Annotated in this window: 16 protein-coding genes and 2 tRNA genes; 10 read left to right on the top strand and 8 right to left on the bottom strand. The window is 69.4% G+C overall.

Features of this window, described 5'->3' with window-relative positions; translation table 11 throughout:
• Positions 1-2: 2 nt before the first annotated feature.
• Positions 3-1,133, bottom strand: coding sequence for an aminotransferase class V-fold PLP-dependent enzyme (locus tag J8G10_RS03920; RefSeq protein ID WP_251439493.1), 1,131 nt, complete (start codon positions 1,131-1,133; stop codon positions 3-5).
• A gap of 41 nt (positions 1,134-1,174) precedes the next feature.
• On the opposite strand from J8G10_RS03920, the gene J8G10_RS03915 reads away from it, so the two are divergent.
• The 7 genes from J8G10_RS03915 to J8G10_RS03885 all read left to right on the top strand — a co-directional run bounded on the left by J8G10_RS03915 (position 1,175) and on the right by J8G10_RS03885 (position 9,032).
• Positions 1,175-1,247, top strand: a tRNA-Val gene (locus J8G10_RS03915).
• A gap of 147 nt (positions 1,248-1,394) precedes the next feature.
• Positions 1,395-4,118 (top strand): pyruvate dehydrogenase (acetyl-transferring), homodimeric type, encoded by a 2,724-nt coding sequence (aceE, locus tag J8G10_RS03910; protein ID WP_251439491.1) that lies wholly within the window; start codon positions 1,395-1,397, stop codon positions 4,116-4,118.
• A gap of 13 nt (positions 4,119-4,131) precedes the next feature.
• On the top strand, positions 4,132-5,349 hold the full coding sequence (locus J8G10_RS03905; RefSeq protein ID WP_251439490.1) for a CdaR family transcriptional regulator: 1,218 nt from the start codon (positions 4,132-4,134) through the stop codon (positions 5,347-5,349).
• A gap of 118 nt (positions 5,350-5,467) precedes the next feature.
• The gene (locus J8G10_RS03900; protein ID WP_251439489.1) at positions 5,468-6,403 is read left to right on the top strand and encodes an ACP S-malonyltransferase; all 936 of its coding nucleotides are present in this window, start codon (positions 5,468-5,470) and stop codon (positions 6,401-6,403) included.
• Entirely contained in the window at positions 6,400-7,398 is a 999-nt protein-coding gene (locus tag J8G10_RS03895; RefSeq protein WP_251439488.1) for a beta-ketoacyl-ACP synthase III, read from the top strand. Before J8G10_RS03900 ends, J8G10_RS03895 begins: the two co-directional genes overlap by 4 nt.
• A 64-nt stretch (positions 7,399-7,462) precedes the next feature.
• Positions 7,463-7,711, top strand: coding sequence for an acyl carrier protein (locus J8G10_RS03890; RefSeq protein WP_045270633.1), 249 nt, complete (start codon positions 7,463-7,465; stop codon positions 7,709-7,711).
• A gap of 79 nt (positions 7,712-7,790) precedes the next feature.
• A complete protein-coding gene (locus J8G10_RS03885) occupies positions 7,791-9,032 on the top strand; it encodes a beta-ketoacyl synthase (protein ID WP_251439487.1) in 1,242 nt (413 codons plus the stop codon).
• A gap of 257 nt (positions 9,033-9,289) precedes the next feature.
• Here the strand turns inward: J8G10_RS03885 and J8G10_RS03880 are convergent, their stop codons facing one another.
• Positions 9,290-9,793 carry a DUF3145 domain-containing protein gene (locus J8G10_RS03880; protein ID WP_233309964.1) on the bottom strand — a complete coding sequence of 168 codons (504 nt, stop codon included), beginning with the start codon at positions 9,791-9,793 and terminating at the stop codon, positions 9,290-9,292.
• Between the two features lie 205 nt (positions 9,794-9,998).
• Positions 9,999-10,772 (bottom strand): hypothetical protein, encoded by a 774-nt coding sequence (locus J8G10_RS03875; RefSeq protein WP_251439486.1) that lies wholly within the window; start codon positions 10,770-10,772, stop codon positions 9,999-10,001.
• A gap of 171 nt (positions 10,773-10,943) precedes the next feature.
• Between J8G10_RS03875 and J8G10_RS03870 the strand changes: the two genes are divergently transcribed.
• Together J8G10_RS03870 and J8G10_RS03865 are read left to right on the top strand one after the other, a co-directional pair.
• Positions 10,944-12,944, top strand: coding sequence for a DUF262 domain-containing protein (locus J8G10_RS03870; RefSeq protein WP_251439485.1), 2,001 nt, complete (start codon positions 10,944-10,946; stop codon positions 12,942-12,944).
• A gap of 35 nt (positions 12,945-12,979) precedes the next feature.
• On the top strand, positions 12,980-14,206 hold the full coding sequence (locus J8G10_RS03865) for an alpha/beta fold hydrolase (RefSeq protein ID WP_251439483.1): 1,227 nt from the start codon (positions 12,980-12,982) through the stop codon (positions 14,204-14,206).
• Between the two features lie 12 nt (positions 14,207-14,218).
• On the opposite strand, the gene J8G10_RS03860 is transcribed toward J8G10_RS03865, so the two are convergent.
• Together J8G10_RS03860 and J8G10_RS03855 are read right to left on the bottom strand one after the other, a co-directional pair.
• Positions 14,219-14,743 carry an SRPBCC domain-containing protein gene (locus tag J8G10_RS03860; protein WP_251439481.1) on the bottom strand — a complete coding sequence of 175 codons (525 nt, stop codon included), beginning with the start codon at positions 14,741-14,743 and terminating at the stop codon, positions 14,219-14,221.
• The gene (locus J8G10_RS03855; RefSeq protein WP_251439479.1) at positions 14,740-15,057 is read right to left on the bottom strand and encodes a helix-turn-helix transcriptional regulator; all 318 of its coding nucleotides are present in this window, start codon (positions 15,055-15,057) and stop codon (positions 14,740-14,742) included. The genes J8G10_RS03860 and J8G10_RS03855 overlap by 4 nt, the downstream gene beginning before the upstream one ends.
• A 150-nt stretch (positions 15,058-15,207) precedes the next feature.
• On the opposite strand from J8G10_RS03855, the gene J8G10_RS03850 reads away from it, so the two are divergent.
• Positions 15,208-15,414, top strand: coding sequence for a CsbD family protein (locus J8G10_RS03850; protein WP_251439477.1), 207 nt, complete (start codon positions 15,208-15,210; stop codon positions 15,412-15,414).
• Positions 15,415-15,505: 91 nt separating this feature from the next.
• Here J8G10_RS03850 and J8G10_RS03845 read toward each other — a convergent pair.
• The 3 genes from J8G10_RS03845 to J8G10_RS03835 form a co-directional block, all read right to left on the bottom strand.
• A tRNA-Ile gene (locus J8G10_RS03845) sits at positions 15,506-15,579 on the bottom strand.
• Positions 15,580-15,624: 45 nt separating this feature from the next.
• On the bottom strand, positions 15,625-16,152 hold the full coding sequence (locus J8G10_RS03840; protein ID WP_251439474.1) for a gamma carbonic anhydrase family protein: 528 nt from the start codon (positions 16,150-16,152) through the stop codon (positions 15,625-15,627).
• Between the two features lie 35 nt (positions 16,153-16,187).
• Positions 16,188-18,293, bottom strand: a complete 2,106-nt coding sequence (locus J8G10_RS03835) for an acyltransferase family protein (RefSeq protein WP_251439473.1) — start codon at positions 18,291-18,293, stop codon at positions 16,188-16,190.
• Positions 18,294-18,492 lie beyond the last annotated feature (199 nt).

Genomic DNA, 18,492 nt, shown 5'->3' with positions numbered 1-18,492 from the left:
GCTCAGCGCCCGATCCGGTCCAGAGCGTCGGCGAGACGCTGCACCGTACCGTCCACGTCGGCGAGCTTGTCGAGACCGAAGAGACCGATGCGGAACGTCGAGAACGAATCGGGCTCGCCGCAGTGCAGGGGCACCCCTGCCGCGATCTGCAGCCCCTGCTCGCGGAAAGCGACGCCCGTCCGCAGCGCAGGGTCGGTCGCATGCACGACCGCCACGCTCGGCGACGCGAAGTCCGCTGCCGCGACCGAAGGCAGGCCTCGCTCGGCCAGGAGTGCGCGCACCCGGGTGCCCAGCTCCCACTGGGCGGTGCGCAGCGCCTCGAACCCACGTTCGCGGGTCTCCGCCATCAGCAGCGCATTGTGCTGCAGCGTGTCGGTGGGCATCGTCGCGTGATACGGAGCCCGGCCGTCCCGGTACTCCTCCGCGATCCACAGCCACTTCGCCAGATCCATCGCGAAGCTCGAGGAGACCCGCGACGTCACGGCCTGCCGGCCCGCGTCGCCGAGCATCACGTACCCCGCGCCCGGGGATCCGCTCCACCCCTTCTGCGGGGCGGAGATCAGCACGTCGACGCCGAGCGCCGCCATGTCCACCCAGAGGGCGCCGGACGCGATCGAGTCCAGCACCAGCAGCCCGCCGACCTCGTGGACGGCGTCGGCGAGGGCCCGCACATACTCGTCCGGGAGGAGGATCCCTGCGGCGGTCTCGACGTGGGGTGCGAACACGACCTCGCTGCGCTGCGCCCGGATCGCCGCGACGACCTCATCGATGGGCGCCGGCGCCCACGCGGCCTGCGCGTCATCCGAATCGGGCCTCGCCGCGCAGACGACGACGTTCTGCGCGATGTCGCCGGCATCGAGGATCTGCGACCAGCGGTAGGAGAACAGGCCGTTGCGCACGATGAGGCAGCGCCGTCCTGTGGCGAGCTGGCGGGCGACCGCCTCCATGGCGTACGTGCCGCCGCCCGGGACCACGGCCGTGGTCGACGCGCCGTAGGCGGCGCGCAGGTCGGACTGGATCCGCTGCATCACGCCGATGAATCGCGCGGACATGTGGTTCAGGGAGCGGTCGGTGAAGACCACCGAGTACTCCAGCAGACCGTCGGGATCGACATCGTCGTGCGGAAGGTTCATGCGCCCAGCCTGGCACACGCGCCCCGCTAGGCTGGAGGCACGCGCCTATAGCTCAGTTGGTAGAGCACGTCGTTTACACCGATGTGGTCGGGAGTTCGAGTCTCTCTGGGCGCACCTCGACCCTCGGCGCCTCCGTGCGCCCGGTCTCGGCGATCGGGGCTAGGCTGACTGACGCGCGCTCTTGTGCGGAGTCGACAAGCCTCCCTCGCGCCGCATCCCGATTTCGTTGGCACGACCTGCCAGACAGACGAAAGGCCTCCTGTGACTGTTCACGACCAGGATCCGTACTCCCAGGGCCCGCTCGACAGCGACCCGGAGGAGACCAGCGAATGGCAGCAATCGCTCGACGAGCTCGTCGGCGCGAAGGGCCACGGCCGCGGCCGCGAGATCATGCTCAGCCTGCTGAAGCGCTCGAAGGACCTGCACCTGGGCGTGCCGATGGTGCCCACCACCGACTACATCAACACCATCGCCCCGGAGAACGAGCCGGAGTTCCCCGGCGACGAGGAGCTCGAGCGCCGCTACCGCCACTGGATCCGCTGGAACGCGGCGATCACGGTGCACCGCGCGCAGCGCCCCGGCATCGGTGTGGGCGGACACATCTCGACCTACGCATCGGCCGCCTCGCTGTACGAGGTCGGCTTCAACCACTTCTTCCGCGGCCAGGACCACCCGTCCGGCGGCGACCAGATCTTCTACCAGGGCCACGCCTCCCCCGGCGCCTATGCCCGCGGCTTCCTCGAGGGCCGGATCGCCGAGCAGCAGCTCGACGCGTTCCGCCAGGAGAAGTCCGGCGCGCCGAACGGCCTTCCGTCCTACCCGCACCCGCGGATGATGCCGGAGTTCTGGCAGTTCCCGACCGTGTCGATGGGCCTCGGCCCGATCAACGCGATCTACCAGGCGATGACGAACAAGTACCTCGCCAACCGCGGCATCAAGCAGAACGACTCCCACGTGTGGGCGTTCCTCGGCGACGGCGAGATGGACGAGGTCGAGTCCCGCGGACAGCTCCAGGTCGCGGCGAACGAGGGCCTGGACAACCTGACCTTCGTGATCAACTGCAACCTGCAGCGCCTCGACGGCCCGGTGCGCGGAAACGGCAAGATCGTCCAGGAGCTGGAGAGCTTCTTCCGCGGCGCCGGCTGGAACGTCATCAAGGTCGTGTGGGGCCGTGAGTGGGACGACCTGCTCGCCCGCGACACCGACGGCGCCCTGCTGAACCTCATGAACGTCACGCCCGACGGCGACTTCCAGACGTTCAAGGCCGAGAGCGGCGCCTACGTCCGCGAGAACTTCTTCGGCCGCGACGAGCGCGCGCTCGCCCTCGTCAAGGACTACTCGGACGACGACATCTGGCACCTGCGCCGCGGCGGTCACGACTACCGCAAGGTGTACGCCGCCTACAAGGCCGCCATGGAGCACAAGGGCCAGCCGACCGTCATCCTCGCGAAGACCGTCAAGGGCTACGGCCTCGGCCCGCACTTCGAGGGGCGCAACGCGACGCACCAGATGAAGAAGATGACGCTGGACGACCTCAAGCTCTTCCGCGACACGATGCACATCCCGATCACGGACGCGCAGCTCGAGGCCGACCCGTACCGCCCGCCGTACTACCACCCGGGACAGAACGACGAGACGATCCAGTACATGCTGGAGCGCCGCCGCGACCTCGGAGGCTTCCTCCCCGAGCGCCGCACCACCCACGTGGGCCTGGAACTGCCGCAGGAGAAGGACTACGCGCTGCCGAAGAAGGGATCCGGCAACCAGGAGGTCGCCACGACCATGGCCTTCGTGCGCATGGTCAAGGACCTCATGCGGGTCAAGGGCTTCGGCGAGCGGATCGTCCCGATCATCCCGGACGAGGCCCGCACGTTCGGCATGGACGCGTACTTCCCGACCGCGAAGATCTACAACCCGAACGGCCAGAACTACACCTCGGTCGACCGGGAGCTGCTGCTCGCGTACAAGGAGAGCCCGCAGGGCCAGCTCATGCACGTCGGCATCAACGAGGCCGGTGCGGTCGCCGCGTTCACGGCGACCTCGACGGCCTACTCGACGCACGGCCAGCCGCTGATCCCGATCTACATCTTCTACTCGATGTTCGGCTACCAGCGCACCGGAGACGCCTTCTGGGCCGCCGGGGACCAGATGGGCCGAGGTTTCATCATCGGCGCCACCGCCGGGCGCACCACGCTGACCGGTGAGGGCACCCAGCACGCCGACGGCCACTCGCCGCTGCTCGCGTCGACGAACCCCGCGACGCTCGTCTACGACGCGGCCTACGGCTACGAGGTCTCGCACATCGTGCAGGACGGCATCGAGCGCATGTACGGCGGCACGCACCCCGACCCGGACGTCATGTACTACCTGACCGTGTACAACGAGCCGATGCGGATGCCCGCCGAGCCCGAGGACGTGGACGTGGAGGGGATCCGGAAGGGTCTGCACCGCATCTCCGTCGGATCGGGCGAAGGTCAGCGCGTGCAGCTGCTCGCGTCCGGCGTCGGCGTGCCGTGGGCGATCGAGGCGCAGGAGCTCCTCCTCGCCGACTGGGGCGTCTCCGCCGACGTCTGGTCGGTCACCTCGTGGACCGAGCTGCGCCGCGACGGCCTCGCCGCCGACGAGCACAACTTCCTGCACCCGGAGCAGGAGCCGCGCACGGCGTACCTGACCGAGAAGCTGAAGGACGCCCAGGGCCCGTTCATCGCGACGAGCGACTACATGCACGCGGTGCAGGACCAGATCCGCCAATGGGTCCCCGGCGCGTACTACACGCTCGGCGCCGACGGCTTCGGCTTCGCCGACACGCGCGCCGCGGCCCGCCGGTTCTTCAAGATCGACGGACCGTCGATGGTGGTCCGCGCGCTGCAGGCACTGGCCGACCAGAGCCGCATCGACCGCTCGGTCGTGGGCCAGGCGATCTCGAAGTACGACCTGTACAACGTGAACGCGGGAACCAGCGGCAACGCCGGCGGCGAGAGCTGACCCGCGCAGCACGATGAGCCGATCCCCTGAGATGACCAAGGAGGAGACGCTGGCGTGGTTGCGCCGCATCTCCGGTGATCTCGCCACGGCGACCCTGCAGCGTCTCGAAGACTCGCTGCCGTGGTACGCCGAGATGCCGCCGGCCCGACGCTCCGCCGTCGGGCTGGTGGCGCAGGCGGGCATCACCTCGTTCATCCAGTGGTACGACGATCCGACGTCGACGCCCTGGATCGCCGCAGACATCTTCGCGGCCGCCCCTCGCGAGCTGCTGCGCAGCGTGAGCCTGCAGCAGACGCTGCAGCTCATCCGGGTCACCGTCGAAGTGACCGAGGAGCGCGTGGCCGGCAAGGGCGGGCATCTGCGCGACGCGATCCTGCTGTACTCGCGGGACGTGGCCTTCGCTGCCGCGGACGTCTACGCCCGAGCGGCGGAGGCGAGGGGCCTCTGGGACGCGCGCCTGGAGGCGCTGGTCGTCGACTCGATCCTCACGGGCGAGGCCGACGAGGAGCTCCCCAGCCGCATCGCGGCGCTCGGCTGGCACGGTCACGGCGAGGTCTGCGTGATCGTCGGGACCACGCCGCCGCAGTTCGACGTCGACCAGGTGCGCCGCACCGCGCGCAAGCTGGCCGTCGACGTGCTCATCGGCGTGCAGGGTTCCCGGCTGGTGCTCGTGGTGGGCCGGGCGAAGCCGGCGGCGGCGGACGACGACCTCGACGCCGACGAGTTCTCCTTCGCCGAGATCGCCGGCACGTTCGAGCCGTCCTTCGGCCCGGGGCACGTGGTGGTCGGCCCGGCGGTCGCCGCACTCGTCGACGCCGGGCAGAGCGCCCGGGCGGCCCTCGCCGGGTTCGCCGTCGCACGCGCATGGCGCGGTGCGCCGCGTCCCGTCGACGCCGACGAGCTGCTGCCCGAACGGGCGATCGCCGGCGACCCGCTGGCGAAGCAGACCCTCATCGAGCGCGTGTTCCGCCCACTGAACGACCATTCCAGCGATCTGGTCACCACTCTGTGGAGCTATCTCGACAACGGCCGGTCTCTCGAGGCGACCGCCCGCGAGCTGTTCGTGCATCCGAACACGGTGCGGTACCGGCTGAAGCGCATCAGCGAGGTCATCGGCTGGGATGCGACCGGCCCGCGCGAGGCCTTCATCCTGCAGACCGCGCTCGTGCTCGGAACGATCGGCACCGCAGACCCGGCGCGTCGAGGGCTGCGCCCCCGGCGTCTGCGCTGACACCGGTGCTCCGCGACCGCGCGAGGACCGAGGGCTCTGTGGCTCGGATACAACCGATTCGCGGATTCTTGTGAGGGTTGTGCCACCGAAACCGACAGATCGTTGGCAGACTGGGAACGTGATCGTCTTCGCATGCCCGGGACAGGGCTCCCAGACCCCCGGCTTCCTCTCCCCTTGGCTCGAGCTCGACGGCGTCGCCGAAGACCTGGCCGCCTACTCCGAGGCCGCGGAGGTCGATCTGATCGAGCACGGCACCGTCTCCGACGCGGACACGATCCGCGACACCCGCATCGCGCAGCCGCTGATCGTCGCGGCCTCGCTCATCGCGGAGAAGGCCCTCCGTGAACGCGCGGGCCGCACGGCCGACGGCATCGCCGGCCACTCCGTCGGCGAGTTCGCGGCCGTCGTGGGCGCCGGGGTCATCCCCGCCGCGACCGCCATGCGCCTCGTGGGCATCCGCGGCCGTGCGATGGCCGACGCCGCCGCGCATACTCCGACCGGCATGAGTGCGGTCCTGGGCGGTGACGAGGAGGCGGTGCTCGCCCTGCTCTCGGATCTGGACCTCACCCCGGCGAACTACAACGGCGGCGGCCAGATCGTGGCGGCGGGGGCGCTGCCCGCCCTCGCCGCACTGGCAGAGGCCCCGGTGCGCGGATCGCGCGTGATCCCGCTGCAGGTCGCCGGCGCCTTCCACACCGACTACATGTCCTCCGCCGTCGAGACCCTCCGCCGGGCCATCGCGGATGTGGTCCCGAGCGACCCCGCCCTGCCCCTGTGGACCAACAAGGACGGCTCGGTGCTCGCCGACGGCGCCACCGTGCTGGAGAACCTCGTCACGCAGGTCTCCTCGCCCGTGCGCTGGGATCTGTGCATGGCCTCCTTCGCCGACAAGGGCATCACCGGCCTCGTCGAGCTCACCCCCGCGGGCGCCCTCACCGGCCTCGCCAAGCGCGGCCTGCGCGGCGTGCCCGCCGTCGCGGTCAAGACCCCCGACGACCTCGACGCGGCGGTCGCGCTGCTGAACGGCACCGACGACAACGGAGAAGCAGCATGACCACGCTCAAGCAGGCCACCGGCCCCGCGTACACCCGCATCTACTCCGTCGGTGCGGCGCGCGGCGAGAACGCCGTGCCCAACGACGACCTGATCGGGCCGATCGACTCGAGCGACGAGTGGATCCGCCAGCGCACCGGCATCATCACCCGCACCCGCGCGGTGCCGGAGACCGATGCGATCGATCTGTCGACCGCCGCGGCGGCCGAGGCGATCGAGAAGTCCGGCCTCGCACCCTCCGACATCGACGTCGTCATCGTGGCGACGATCAGCAATCCGAAGCAGACCCCGTCGGTCTCCGCGATCGTCGCCGACCGGGTGGGCGCGAACCCCGCGGCCGCCTATGACATCAACGCCGCGTGCGCCGGGTACGCCTACGCGGTCGCACAGGCCGACGCCCTGATCCGTGCGGGGGCCGCGAAGAACGCTCTCGTCATCGGCGCCGAGAAGCTTTCCGACATCGTCGACCCGGCCGACCGCAGCATCTCGTTCCTGCTCGGCGACGGTGCGGGCGCCGTCGTGATCGGTCCGAGCGACACCCCCGGCATCTCGGCGACCGTCTGGGGATCCGACGGATCCAAGTCCGACGCCGTGGGCATGAACCACACCCTCACCGAGTTCCGCGACGGCCAGGCGCCGTGGCCGACGCTGCGCCAGGAGGGCCCGACGGTGTTCCGCTGGGCTGTCTGGGAGATGGCGAAGGTCGCCAAGCAGGCGCTCGAGCAGGCCGGGGTCGAGGCGGCCGACCTGGCCGCGTTCATCCCGCACCAGGCCAACATGCGCATCGTCGACGAGTTCGCCAAGCAGCTGAAGCTGCCGGAGACCACCGTCATCGCCCGCGACATCGAGACCACCGGCAACACCTCTGCCGCGTCCATCCCACTCGCGACCCACCGTCTGCTCGAGGAGCACCCCGAGCTCAGCGGCGGTCTCGCGCTGCAGATCGGCTTCGGCGCCGGCCTCGTGTTCGGCGCGCAGGTGGTCGTGCTCCCCTGAGCGGGCGCCGCCGACTCCTAGACTGTTCACCGGTTCCGATACCACCCCATAGAAAGAGGAAATCATGGCTTTCAGCAACGACGAGGTCCTCGCCGGCCTGGCAGAGCTCATCACCGACGAGACCGGCATCGACGCCTCGGAGGTCGCTCTGGAGAAGTCCTTCACCGACGACCTGGACATCGACTCCATCTCGATGATGACGATCGTCGTCAACGCCGAGGAGAAGTTCGGCGTCACCATCCCCGACGACGAGGTCAAGAACCTCAAGACCGTCGGTGACGCCGTGAGCTTCATCGTCGCCGGCCAGGAGTGACACCCGCGGATGCCACCCCCGCTCTCCGCGGGGCGTGGCATCCTCCTCTCCCCCACCCGATTCCCAGAAGGAACCACGCATGACCAAGCGCATCGTCGTCACCGGCATCGGCGCCACGTCCGCCCTGGGCGGCACCGCCCCGGAGAACTGGGCGAACCTGCTCGCGGGCGTGTCCGGTACGCACACCCTGACGCACGACTGGATCGAGACCTACCAGATCCCGGTCACCTTCGCCGCCGAGGCGTCCGTCCGGCCCGAGGAGGTCCTGCCGCGGCACGAGGCCAAGCGTCTCGACCCGTCCGTGCAGTTCGCCCTGATCGCGGCCCGCGAGGCCTGGGAGGACGCGGGTGCGCCCGAAGTCGCCCCGGAGCGCCTCGGTGTCGACTGGGCCACCGGCATCGGCGGCCTGTGGACGCTGCTGGACGCCTGGGACACGCTGCGCGAGAAGGGACCGCGCCGGGTCATGCCCCTCACGGTCCCGATGCTCATGCCCAACGCCGGCGCCGGCAACCTCTCGCTCCAGTTCGGCGCGAAGGCCTACGCCCGCTCCGTGGTCAGTGCCTGCGCCTCCAGCACGGAGTCGATCGCGAACGCCTTCGACCACCTGCAGGAGGGCCTGGCCGATGTCGTGATCGCCGGTGGTGCGGAGTCCGCGATCCACCCGATCACGATGGCGTCCTTCGCCTCCGCCCAGGCGCTCTCCCGCCGCAACGACGACCCCGAGCACGCCTCGCGCCCCGGCGCGATCGACCGTGACGGATTCGTCATGGGCGAGGGCGGCGCCGCCCTCGTGCTCGAGACGCTCGAGCACGCGCTGGCCCGCGGCGCCAAGATCTACGCCGAGATCGTGGGCGGCGGAGTGTCCGCCGACGCGCACCACATCACCGCGAACGACCCGACCGGCGCCGGCGCCACCCGTGCGGTCGAGCAGGCGCTCGCCCAGGCGGGCGCCACGCCGGACGAGGTCACCCACATCAACGCGCACGCCACCTCCACTCCGGTCGGCGACCCGAACGAGTACGAGGCGCTGAAGAACGTCTTCGGCGACCGGATCACCGAGATCCCGGTCTCGGCGACCAAGGCGTCCACCGGGCACCTGCTCGGCGGCACCGGTGCGCTCGAGGCCGTGTTCACGATCCTCGCCCTGCGCGACCGCGTCGCCCCGCCGACGATCAACATGACCGAGCCGGATCCGGCCGTCCCGTTCAAGCTGTCCGGCGAGCCTCAGCCGCTCGGCGACGGCCCGCAGCTCGCGATCAGCAACTCCTTCGGGTTCGGCGGTCACAACGCCGTCGTCGCGATCCGCTCCTACGACGGCTGACGCCGGCTCCCACGAGAATCGCCCCGGTCGCTTCCTCATCGAAGTGGTCGGGGCGATTCTCGTTCTGTTCGGTTGTGCTGTTCTGTTATCTCTCCGGTTGCGGATCGGGGATTCGCTTTCTCGGTCTCCGGGTCCTCTCTCTCCGACTCCCGATAGTCGCGCCTCCTCCGATCCTCGTCCCTTCGTGTCGCGCTTCCTCCGTGGGGAGGAGCGCGACACGAGTCCTTCTGTCTCAGCCGTCCCGCCGGCGAAGCGGCTCAGCCCACTTTGTGGAGCCACACGACGCGGGCGTCGTCGCTCGCGTGCCGGAAGGGCTCGAGCTCCTCGTCCCACGCCGACCCGAGCGCGACGTCGAGCTCGCGCTGCAGCTCGATCGGGCTGCCGGCCGCGATCTCCATCGCGTAGCGAATGCGGTCCTCGCCCACGACGATGTTGCCCGCCGCGTCGGTCTGCGCGTAGTGCACGCCGAGGTCCGGCGTGTGCAGCCAGCGGCCGCCATCGCTGCGCGGCGTCGGATCCTCGGTCACTTCGAAGCGCAGGTGCTCCCAGCCGCGGATCGCGGTCGCGAGAGCGGCGCCGGTGCCGACGGGTCCGTCCCAGTAGAATTCCGCCCTGCGGGCGCCGTCGAGGACGGGCTGCTCCGACCACTCGAAGTTGACGGCGCGCCCGATAGCGCGTCCGACCGCCCATTCCAGGTGCGGGCAGAGCGCGCGCGGTGCGGAGTGGATGTACACCACTCCGCGTGCTTGTGCTGTCGCCATGGTCTTTCTCCGTTTCATCAGGTGCGTCTTCCCCTACGACCTGATCCGCGAAGCATGGCGGTATGCGGTTATGCGCCCATTCTCACCGATACCCAGCGAAATCACAAGCATGTAACTCATTGCGAAAAGGAAACGACCCCCGGCGCGTCGACGCCGGGGGTCGTGATACAGGAGCCCTGCGACGGGCTCCGGCGAGTCAGGAGGCTCAGGCCTCGCTCATCGCGATCTTCTCCTGCTGGCCCTTGGCTGCGTAGTAGGCGGCGCGGGCGGCGTCGCGACGGGCCTGCTCCTCGTAGCCGGCGTCGAGGATCTCCTGTGCGACCTCGTAGTTCTCCACGTCCTGGGTACCGTGGTACTTCTCGATGTAGGCATCGAGCTCGGGGCCGGAGGTCCACGAGGTGATGAGGCAGTAGCGCGGCTCGGTGCCGTTGTGGGTGGCCGCGTGCCAGAGGCGCTGCGTGTCCACGATCAGCTGCGCGCCGGCCGGGAGCGCGATGCGGTACTCGACGCTCGGGTCGGTGCGGTTCTCACGCAGGACGAAGTAGCTGTCCTTGTCGTCGGTGAGGTTGAAGAAGCCGCGCACGACCCAGCCGGTGCCGTCGGGGTTCAGACGGTTGTTGTCGTCCTGGTGCAGGTTGTAGAGGCACTCGCCGTAGGGCGTGGGCTGCAGCTCGATGACGCGGCAGCGGCCGACGTTCGCGCCCGGCTCCTGCGCGCGGCGCGTGAGGTTCGGCGCCTTGGACGTCTGCTCGTCGATCCAGACGCCGTCCTTGTCCGTGCGCGGGGGCACGTGATTCCAGAAGCCGTTGCACTCGATCTCGCCCTTGGCGGATGCGAGCGGCGCGAAACGGGTGTCGCCCGACGACTTCCAGTCGTTGTACTCGATGTCGAGCCACTCCTTGGGGTCGAGCTCCTGGTTGTAGCTGTCGAGGACGACGAAGCCCTTGTCCTCGAGGGCGGCGGACTTGATGTATGCCATGAGCGAGTCATGTCCTTTCATAAGGGGCCAGCACGTTTTAACAGGCCCTTCTTAGGACAGCCTAACAGCGGCCCTCAGACGCCCCCGGGGACCGAGCCGTGAATATCCGGCGCCCTCCGGCCGCTGAATAGACTGGGTACGCAGCCCGGATCCGAGGAGAAGCACAGCAGCATGAGCACGGCCACGAACGTCGAAGCAACCGCAGTCTCTACGATCGAGTGGCTCTCCTCCCCCGCGACCACGATCGTCGTCCCCGTCTATCAGCGGCAGTACCGCTGGGACATCGGCGGCTGCGAGAAGCTCCTGACCGACATCCGCTCCGTCGCGGACGAGGACGACGCCCACCGCCACTTCATCGGATCCATCCTCTCCGCCGAGGACGACGCTCACGCGGAGGCCGACCTCATCCTCATCGACGGGCAGCAGCGCATCACCACGCTGATGCTGCTCATCGCCGCCCTGCACCACACGGTGCGGGAGACCGAACCGGCCCTCGCGGCCGAACTCGAGCGCGTCCTGGTGCGTCCCGGCGACTCCGGACGCACCAAGCTGCGACCGCATGAGGCCTGGGCGGGTCTCTTCGAGTCGGTCGTGCTCGATCGGCGCGCTCCGGGACAGCAGGAGTCCCGCTTCGACGACAACTACGCCTTCTTCCGCTCCCAGGTGCACGCCGACGAGGCTCCCCGGATCTGGCGGGGCCTGCAGAAGCTCGAGCACGTCGCGATCACCCTCGGCGCGGCGGCCAGCGCTCAGCAGATCTTCGAGAGCCTGAACTCCACCGGCGAACCGCTGCGCGACCACGAGCTGATCCACAACTACGTGCTCATGGGCCTGTCGCACTCCGAGCAGCAGCAGGTCGAGGACGAGTTCTGGCTGCCGATCGAGCGCCGCACCGGCCAGGCCATCGGAGCCTTCTGGCGGCACTACCTGATCATGACGACGGGACGCGAGGTCGCCGTCGCCGGCGAGCACGGCGTCTACAGCGCGTTCCGCCACGAGTTCCCGCGGCCCGATCTCGAGACGCTCCGGGCACAGGCGAGCGTGTGGCGCGAGTACGCGGAGATCTACGGCGTGCTGCTGGATCCGGCGACGGAGCCGGATCCGGAGATCCGCCGGCAGCTCGCGTACGTGAACACCTTCGGCCGCGCGACCTATCCGCTCGTCATGAGCGCCTATCGGGACCACCGGCACAGTCTCATCACGAAGTACGAGCTCATCCGCACCCTGGAGCGCATCCAGTCCCTGCTGCTGCGCCGCGCCGTGGTCGGCGTTCCCACCGACCGGCTGATCGCCCGCCTCTGCCGCGCCAGAGCCGAGGGCCCGGACGAACTGCTGAAGGCGTTCGCGCGGATCACCCCCTCGGACGAGCGCATCAGGGTCGCCCTGAAGTTCGCGGATCTCCCGCATGCGCTCTATGTGCTGGGCCGTCTCGAGGGGCTCGCGGACCCGGAGGGATACGACGTCGAGTACGTGGTGCCCCCGGCCCCGCACAACAACTGGTCCGGCGACGGCGTTCGCCTCTGGAGCGAGTACACCGAGGACGAGCAGAACAGCCATCGCGCGCTCGCGTCGACGCTCGGCAACCTCACGCTGATCGAGGAGTCGCTGGCCGAGCGCGTCTTCGGCGACTCCTTCCCCAGCAAGCGCGAGGCGTACCGCCGAAGTCGGATCCCCGGCACGTCCGCACTCGCCGAGCTCGACGCGTGGGGCACCGCCGCGATCTCGCAGCGCACCGCGGCGCTGACGGATGCGTTCCTGAGCATCTGGCGGCGCCCGGCCGTCACCGAGATCGACGACGACGGCCTCACGCCGATCCTCGACGCGGTGCGCCGTCGCGGCTGGCCGGCCGGCTGGGAGCGCGAGTTCGAGTACGTCGAGTATCGCGGAGAGCGCTGGGACGTGCCCGATGTGAAGTACCTGTTCAACCGCGTCTTCCGCCGCGGATGGACGGACACCCGCGAAGCCCTCGAGGCCTTCAACGCCCGCAACGGCGGCCCGATCTACGCCGAGAAGGCCTGGAACGGCGCCTGGGATCAGCTCGACGAGGGCCATTTCCTCTACATGGGGTGGGACTCGAAATACATGATGAGTGCGGTGCAGGGCCTCTTGGAGGAGTCGGGTCTCGCCGCCGAAGTGTTCGTGAAGTACTCCTACATCGGGAATGTGATGTGATGACGATCTCTGCCGCCCCTGTCCTTCGCCGCCGCATGATGGACCTGTCCATCGAAGAGCACACGCTCACCGTGCCGCTGGTGTGGTCCGATCCCGCGGACACCCGCACGATCGACGTGTTCGCCTCCGTGGTGACCCGAACGGGCGGGGAGTCGCTGCCGTACCTCGTGTTCCTGCAGGGCGGCCCCGGCCACGAGGCGCCCCGCGCCTTGCACGCGCCGGCCGGCCCCGCCTGGCTCGACCAGGCGCTGGAGCACTACCGCGTCGTCCTGATCGACCAGCGCGGCACCGGACGATCGACCCCGGTATCCGACGGCATCCTCGACCGCGGTGCCGAGGCCGTCGCCGAGCACCTCACCCACCTGCGCGCCGATGCCATCGTGCGCGACTGCGAGGCCCTGCGCGCGCACCTGGGCGCCGACCGCTGGAACGTGCTCGGACAGTCCTTCGGCGGGTTCACGACACTGGCCTACCTCTCGGCCGCCGCCTCTTCGATCGACGCCGCTTATCTCACCGGCGGGCTCAGCACGGTCACCCGCACCCCGGACGAGGTCTACGCGCTCTGCTACGACAAGATGCGCGACGCGTCCGAGCGCTACTACCGGCGCTTCCCCGAGCATCGGGATCGCATGCGTCGCCTCGTCGACCTCGCGGCAGCGGGCGGGATCGTGCTGCCCGACGGCGAGGTCGTCTCGCCCTCGCGCCTGCGCTCGGTGGGCTCGGCGCTGGGCACCAACGACGGCTGGCAGACGCTCTGGCAGCTGCTCGAGCTCGCCCCCGACACCAATGCGTTCCGGTACGACCTCGCCGCAGCCATGCCGTTCGACGGGCGCAACCCGCTCTACTTCGTCTTCCACGAGTCCAGCTACGCGAACGGCCACGTGACCGGATGGTCCGCGGAGCGGGTGGAGCCCGCCGACTTCCTCGAGGACGTCACGCTGTTCACCGGCGAGCACATCCGCCGGGAGTGGACCGAGACGGTCCCCGCGTTCCGTCCGTGGCGCGACGTGTCCCTGGCCCTGGCCCAGCATGAATGGCCGGAGATCTACGCGCCCGAAGCCCTCGTCGCGTCGGAGGCCAAGGGCGCTGCGGCGGTGTACGTCAACGACCCGTACGTGCCCCTGGAGTACTCGCTGGAGACGGCCGGACTGCTGCCCGGAGTGCGCCTGTGGGTGACGAGCGAGCACGAGCACAACGGGCTGCGCTCCGGCCCCGTACTCGAGCACCTCATCGGACTCGCGCAGGACCGCCGCACACGCTGACCCGCCGCACCCTCAGACGCCCCGGGACGATGCGTAGACGGGGAGGAGGTCCCGCCAGCGGGCCTGCCAGGCCGCGGCGGGCGCCTCCGCCGACCAGCCGTCCGGATGGGCGCCTGCGGGGTCGCGCAGCGAACGGGCGAGATCCTCGAGGTGCACCTGCCAGCCGGCCGCGTGGAAATGCAGCACGCCGGACCCCAATCCGCGCTCCTCCACGATCAGTCGCGACTGCGTGCCCTCCTCCTGCAACCAGGCCTCGATCACGGTCTCCTCCTCAGTGCCCGGCTGCTGCGTGAGCAGGAGATGCCGAGGGGCATCGCATACCTCGATCCGCATGCGGCCGGTCCAGGTGCTGGTGAAGGTGGCCTCCAGCATGCCTCCGGGTCTCAGGTCCCCCGTCACCTGAACGATCCAGCGCGCGAGTCGCGCCGGATCGGTGCAGGCCCGCCACAGGTCCTCGAGATCGGTGTCGTACACCTCCTCGACGCGGATACCGCCGTGAGCGTCGTCGATGTCCCACATCATCCCGGTGTCCATCATGCGTCGTCCCTCTTCCCTCGTGCGATCTCGGTGTGCAGCGCGTCGAGACGCTGGACCCACAGGTCGCGATAGTCGGCGAGCCACTCGTCGATACCGGAGAGCGCCTCCGGGCGCAGGCGGTAGATCCGCCGCTGCGCGTCCTGCCGCACGTCGACCAGACCCGCCTCACGCAGCACGCGCAGGTGCCGGGAGACGCCGGGCCGCGCGATGGGCAGAGCATCGGCGAGCTCGCCCGCCGTGGCCTCATGATCACGCAGGATCCCGAGCACCACCCGTCGACTCGGGTCGGCGAGGGCCTGCAGCACGGCATCCATGACCGATAATGTACCTGATCAGTTACGTAACAACAAGGTTAAGCAGTACCGCCCCTTGTAGCGACCGGCCGACGCCTCGTCAACCCCGTCGACCTGCCGGTGGCCGCCTGCGATTCTGTGCTCATCGACCCACAGGAGAGGAGCAGGCCCATGAGCGCTGCAGACCACGTGAAGAACACCGCCGAGAAGCTGACGGGAAAGGCCAAGGAGGCGGCCGGCAAGGTCACCGACAACGAGAAGCTCGAGAACGAGGGCAAGCTGGACCAGGCCAAGGCCGACCTCAAGGAGGCCGGCGAGAACCTCAAGGACGACGCGAAGAGGGCCGGCGACCACCTGAGGGACGCGACGGAGCACTGACGCGAAGAGCCGGGCTGCCCCGCCTCGATCCGGAGGGAATACGGCGGGGCAACCCGGCTCGGAGTCGAAGACTCCCGTCAGCATGTCGGCGTGGGGCGGGCGGGACTTGAACCCGCGATCGTTGGGTTATGAGCCCACTGCCTTCACCAGCTTGGCCACCGCCCCGCACAGTCGAGACTACCCGGCGACGGCGACGTCGTGCGCGCGGCGCTAGAGCGGACGCGCCTCGCGGTGCTGGGTCGAGTGCTCGCGGTAGATCCGCGCGTTCCGGCGCAGACCTTCCCGCTCCTCGGCAGTGAGCGCGCGGCGCACCTTGGCGGGAACGCCCGCCACCATCGACCCGTCCGGCACCTCTGTGCCGCCCAGCACGAGCGCGCCGCCCGCGATGAGACACTCGGATCCGATGATCGCACCGCTCAGCACCACGGCCCCCATGCCGATCAGCGATCCGTCCCCGATCGTGCAGCCGTGCACCACCGCGTTGTGCCCGATCGAGACGTCGTCGCCGATCAGGACGCCGTGCCCTGCGTCGACGTGCACCGAGACGTTGTCCTGCGCGTTGCTGCCCGCTCCGATCCTGATCTCCGCGGAGTCCGCGCGCAGCACCGCGTTGTACCAGACGCTCGAGCCCTCGCCGAGGGTCACCGCGCCGATGATCTTCGCCCCGGAGGCGAGGAACGCCGACGGGGCGATGACGGGGGTGCGATCGGGCAGGGACAGGATCGTGGCGTCGCTCATACCGCGACCCTATCCGTCCCGCCGGGGGCCGGCCGTCAGCCGATCCCCATCGCCGCCTTCAACGCCGCCGTGTACTGCGGGGCGAGCGAGTTGGCGAACGTCACCGTGATGTGGTCCTGATCGCGGTAGATGTTCGCCCCGCCCACGACCGCCCGGCAGGTCTCGTCGCCGCAGAACACCTTCGTGAAGTCGAGGAGGGTGACGTCCCTCTGCCCCGCCGCAGCCTCGCGCAGCGGATCCTTCTCGGTCAGCAGGTCGGATCGCGCTCCGTCGCAGGCGCTCTGCGCCCGCGTGCGCAGGCACTTGTTCGGGTCGGTCTCCCACACCGGGTTGTCGACCACGGTGATCACCGGCGTGCCCTGGGACGTCTGCGTCGCCCACGCCTCCCGATAGCCGGCCACCGCGGCGTCGTAGGACGAGGCGTGCTCCCCCGCCGCATAGGGCGTGGTGGAGAGCGCCGCGGTGAAGATCGCGTCGAAGTGCTTGCCCTCGAGCTGCTTGGCCACGGCGGCCCGGTACTGCGTGCAGGCATCGCCGAAGGCGCCTCCGGTGGACAGCGGCGTGGTGTTCCACGGGCACGCGCCCTTGAAGTAGGTGGTGAGATGCCACCCCTCCTTCTCGGCGATGCCCTGGAACGTCGTCAGCAGTTGGTAGGCGTGGCTGTCGCCGATGAGTGCGATCTGCTTGGCCTTCGGATCCTTGGATCCGAACTCGCACGAGACCGGGCGGGCATCGTTGAGCTGCACGAAGCACTGCGACTGCTCGGGGCGATCCACGCCGGCGAATCCGGGCGCGGGCAGGATCTGGTCGGTCTTCTTCCCTGCGCAGGACTCGTCGAGGATCACCGCGGCGCCGAAGCAGGCCGGCGGGTTGGCCCGGAGCTCGGCGATCGCCTGCACCCCCTGCTGGTAGGTGCCCGCGTTCGCAGCCCACCCGGCGCCGGCCGTGCCCGCGACGATCACCATGGCAGCCAGCGATGCCCACAGCGAGAGCCGGGGCTTGCGGGAGGTCAGGGGCTTCCACATCCGCGTCGGATCCTCCACGAACTTCTTCGTGAGCCAGGCGAGCAGGAAGCAGATGCCGACGAGCGCCACGCGGTGGTAGATCGAGAGGCCCCAGAACGGCACCGACGGCGCGATGATGATGAGCGGCCAGTGCCACAGATACAGGCTGTAGGAGATGTCGCCGGTGAAGCGCATCGGGCGGATCGCCAGGATGCGGGTCGGATACCACCAGCGCTCCGTGTTCGAGGCGGCGATGATCGCCGCCGCCGCGAGGGTCGGGATCGCGGCCATGTAGCCCGGGAACGGGGTCTGACCGTCGAAGCGGTAGATGACGACGAGCAATACGATGATGCCGCCCCAGCCCAGGATGAAGCTGCCGATCGGGTTGCTCACGCGCAGACGCGGCACGAGCGCGATCACCGCGCCCACGCCGAACTGCCACATGCGCCCGAAGGTCACGAAGTACGCCGGTGCGGGATTCGTGGCCGTGAACCACACGCAGAACGCGAACGACGCCACCGAGACGACGCCGATCGCGATCGCGGCCGCACGCAGCCGCGAGCCGCGGAAGTACTTCACCGCGATCCATGCCGCGAGGAGCATGATCAGCGGCCAGAGCACGTAGAACTGCTCCTCCAGCGAGAGCGACCAGTAGTGCTGCACCATGGTCGGGTCGCCCGAGTGCGCGAGATAGTCGGCGGAATTCAGCGCCAGGAACCAGTTCTCCACGTAGAACGTCGAGGCGACGATCTCCTGCAGCTCGGCGGGGAGCTGGGACAGCGGCGAGAGCACGGGGATCGCCGCCACGATCGCGCAGAACAGCAGCACGAGCAGCGACGCGGGCAGCAGACGCCGTGCGCGCCGCGCCCAGAACTGGCCGAGGTTCACCCGGCCTGTGGCGTTCAGCTCGCGTGCCAGGTGCGCCGTGATGAGGAAGCCGGAGATCACGAAGAAGATGTCGACGCCGACGTACCCGCCGCTCAGCCGTCCCGGCCAGAAGTGATACAGAACGACGGCCAGCACCGCGATCGCGCGCAGCCCCTGCACATGGGGGATGAAGTTCGATCCGACCTTCTGCGCGGCGGACGTTCGGGTACGACGCAGGGCCGCACGAGAGGAGGTACCAGCTGATGCCACCTGACGAAGGTATCCCGGATCTGTCCGCACTCCCGTCCTCCACGCGGTGCGCACCGGGATCCACAGGAAAGGCTAGCCTTGCCGAATTGCCATGTGATCTGCGAGTTAGCGTTGCCTCAGCTTGCTTGCGGAACATTCTGAGCTGAGTAGCGTTGGGGTCAAGACATCAGCAGGCACGGATCCGAACGATCACCGAGGA

Source organism: Microbacterium sp. USTB-Y (assembly GCF_023703415.1).
Classification (GTDB): Bacteria; Actinomycetota; Actinomycetes; order Actinomycetales; family Microbacteriaceae; genus Microbacterium.
This window is presented reverse-complemented; position numbering and strand designations above follow the sequence as displayed.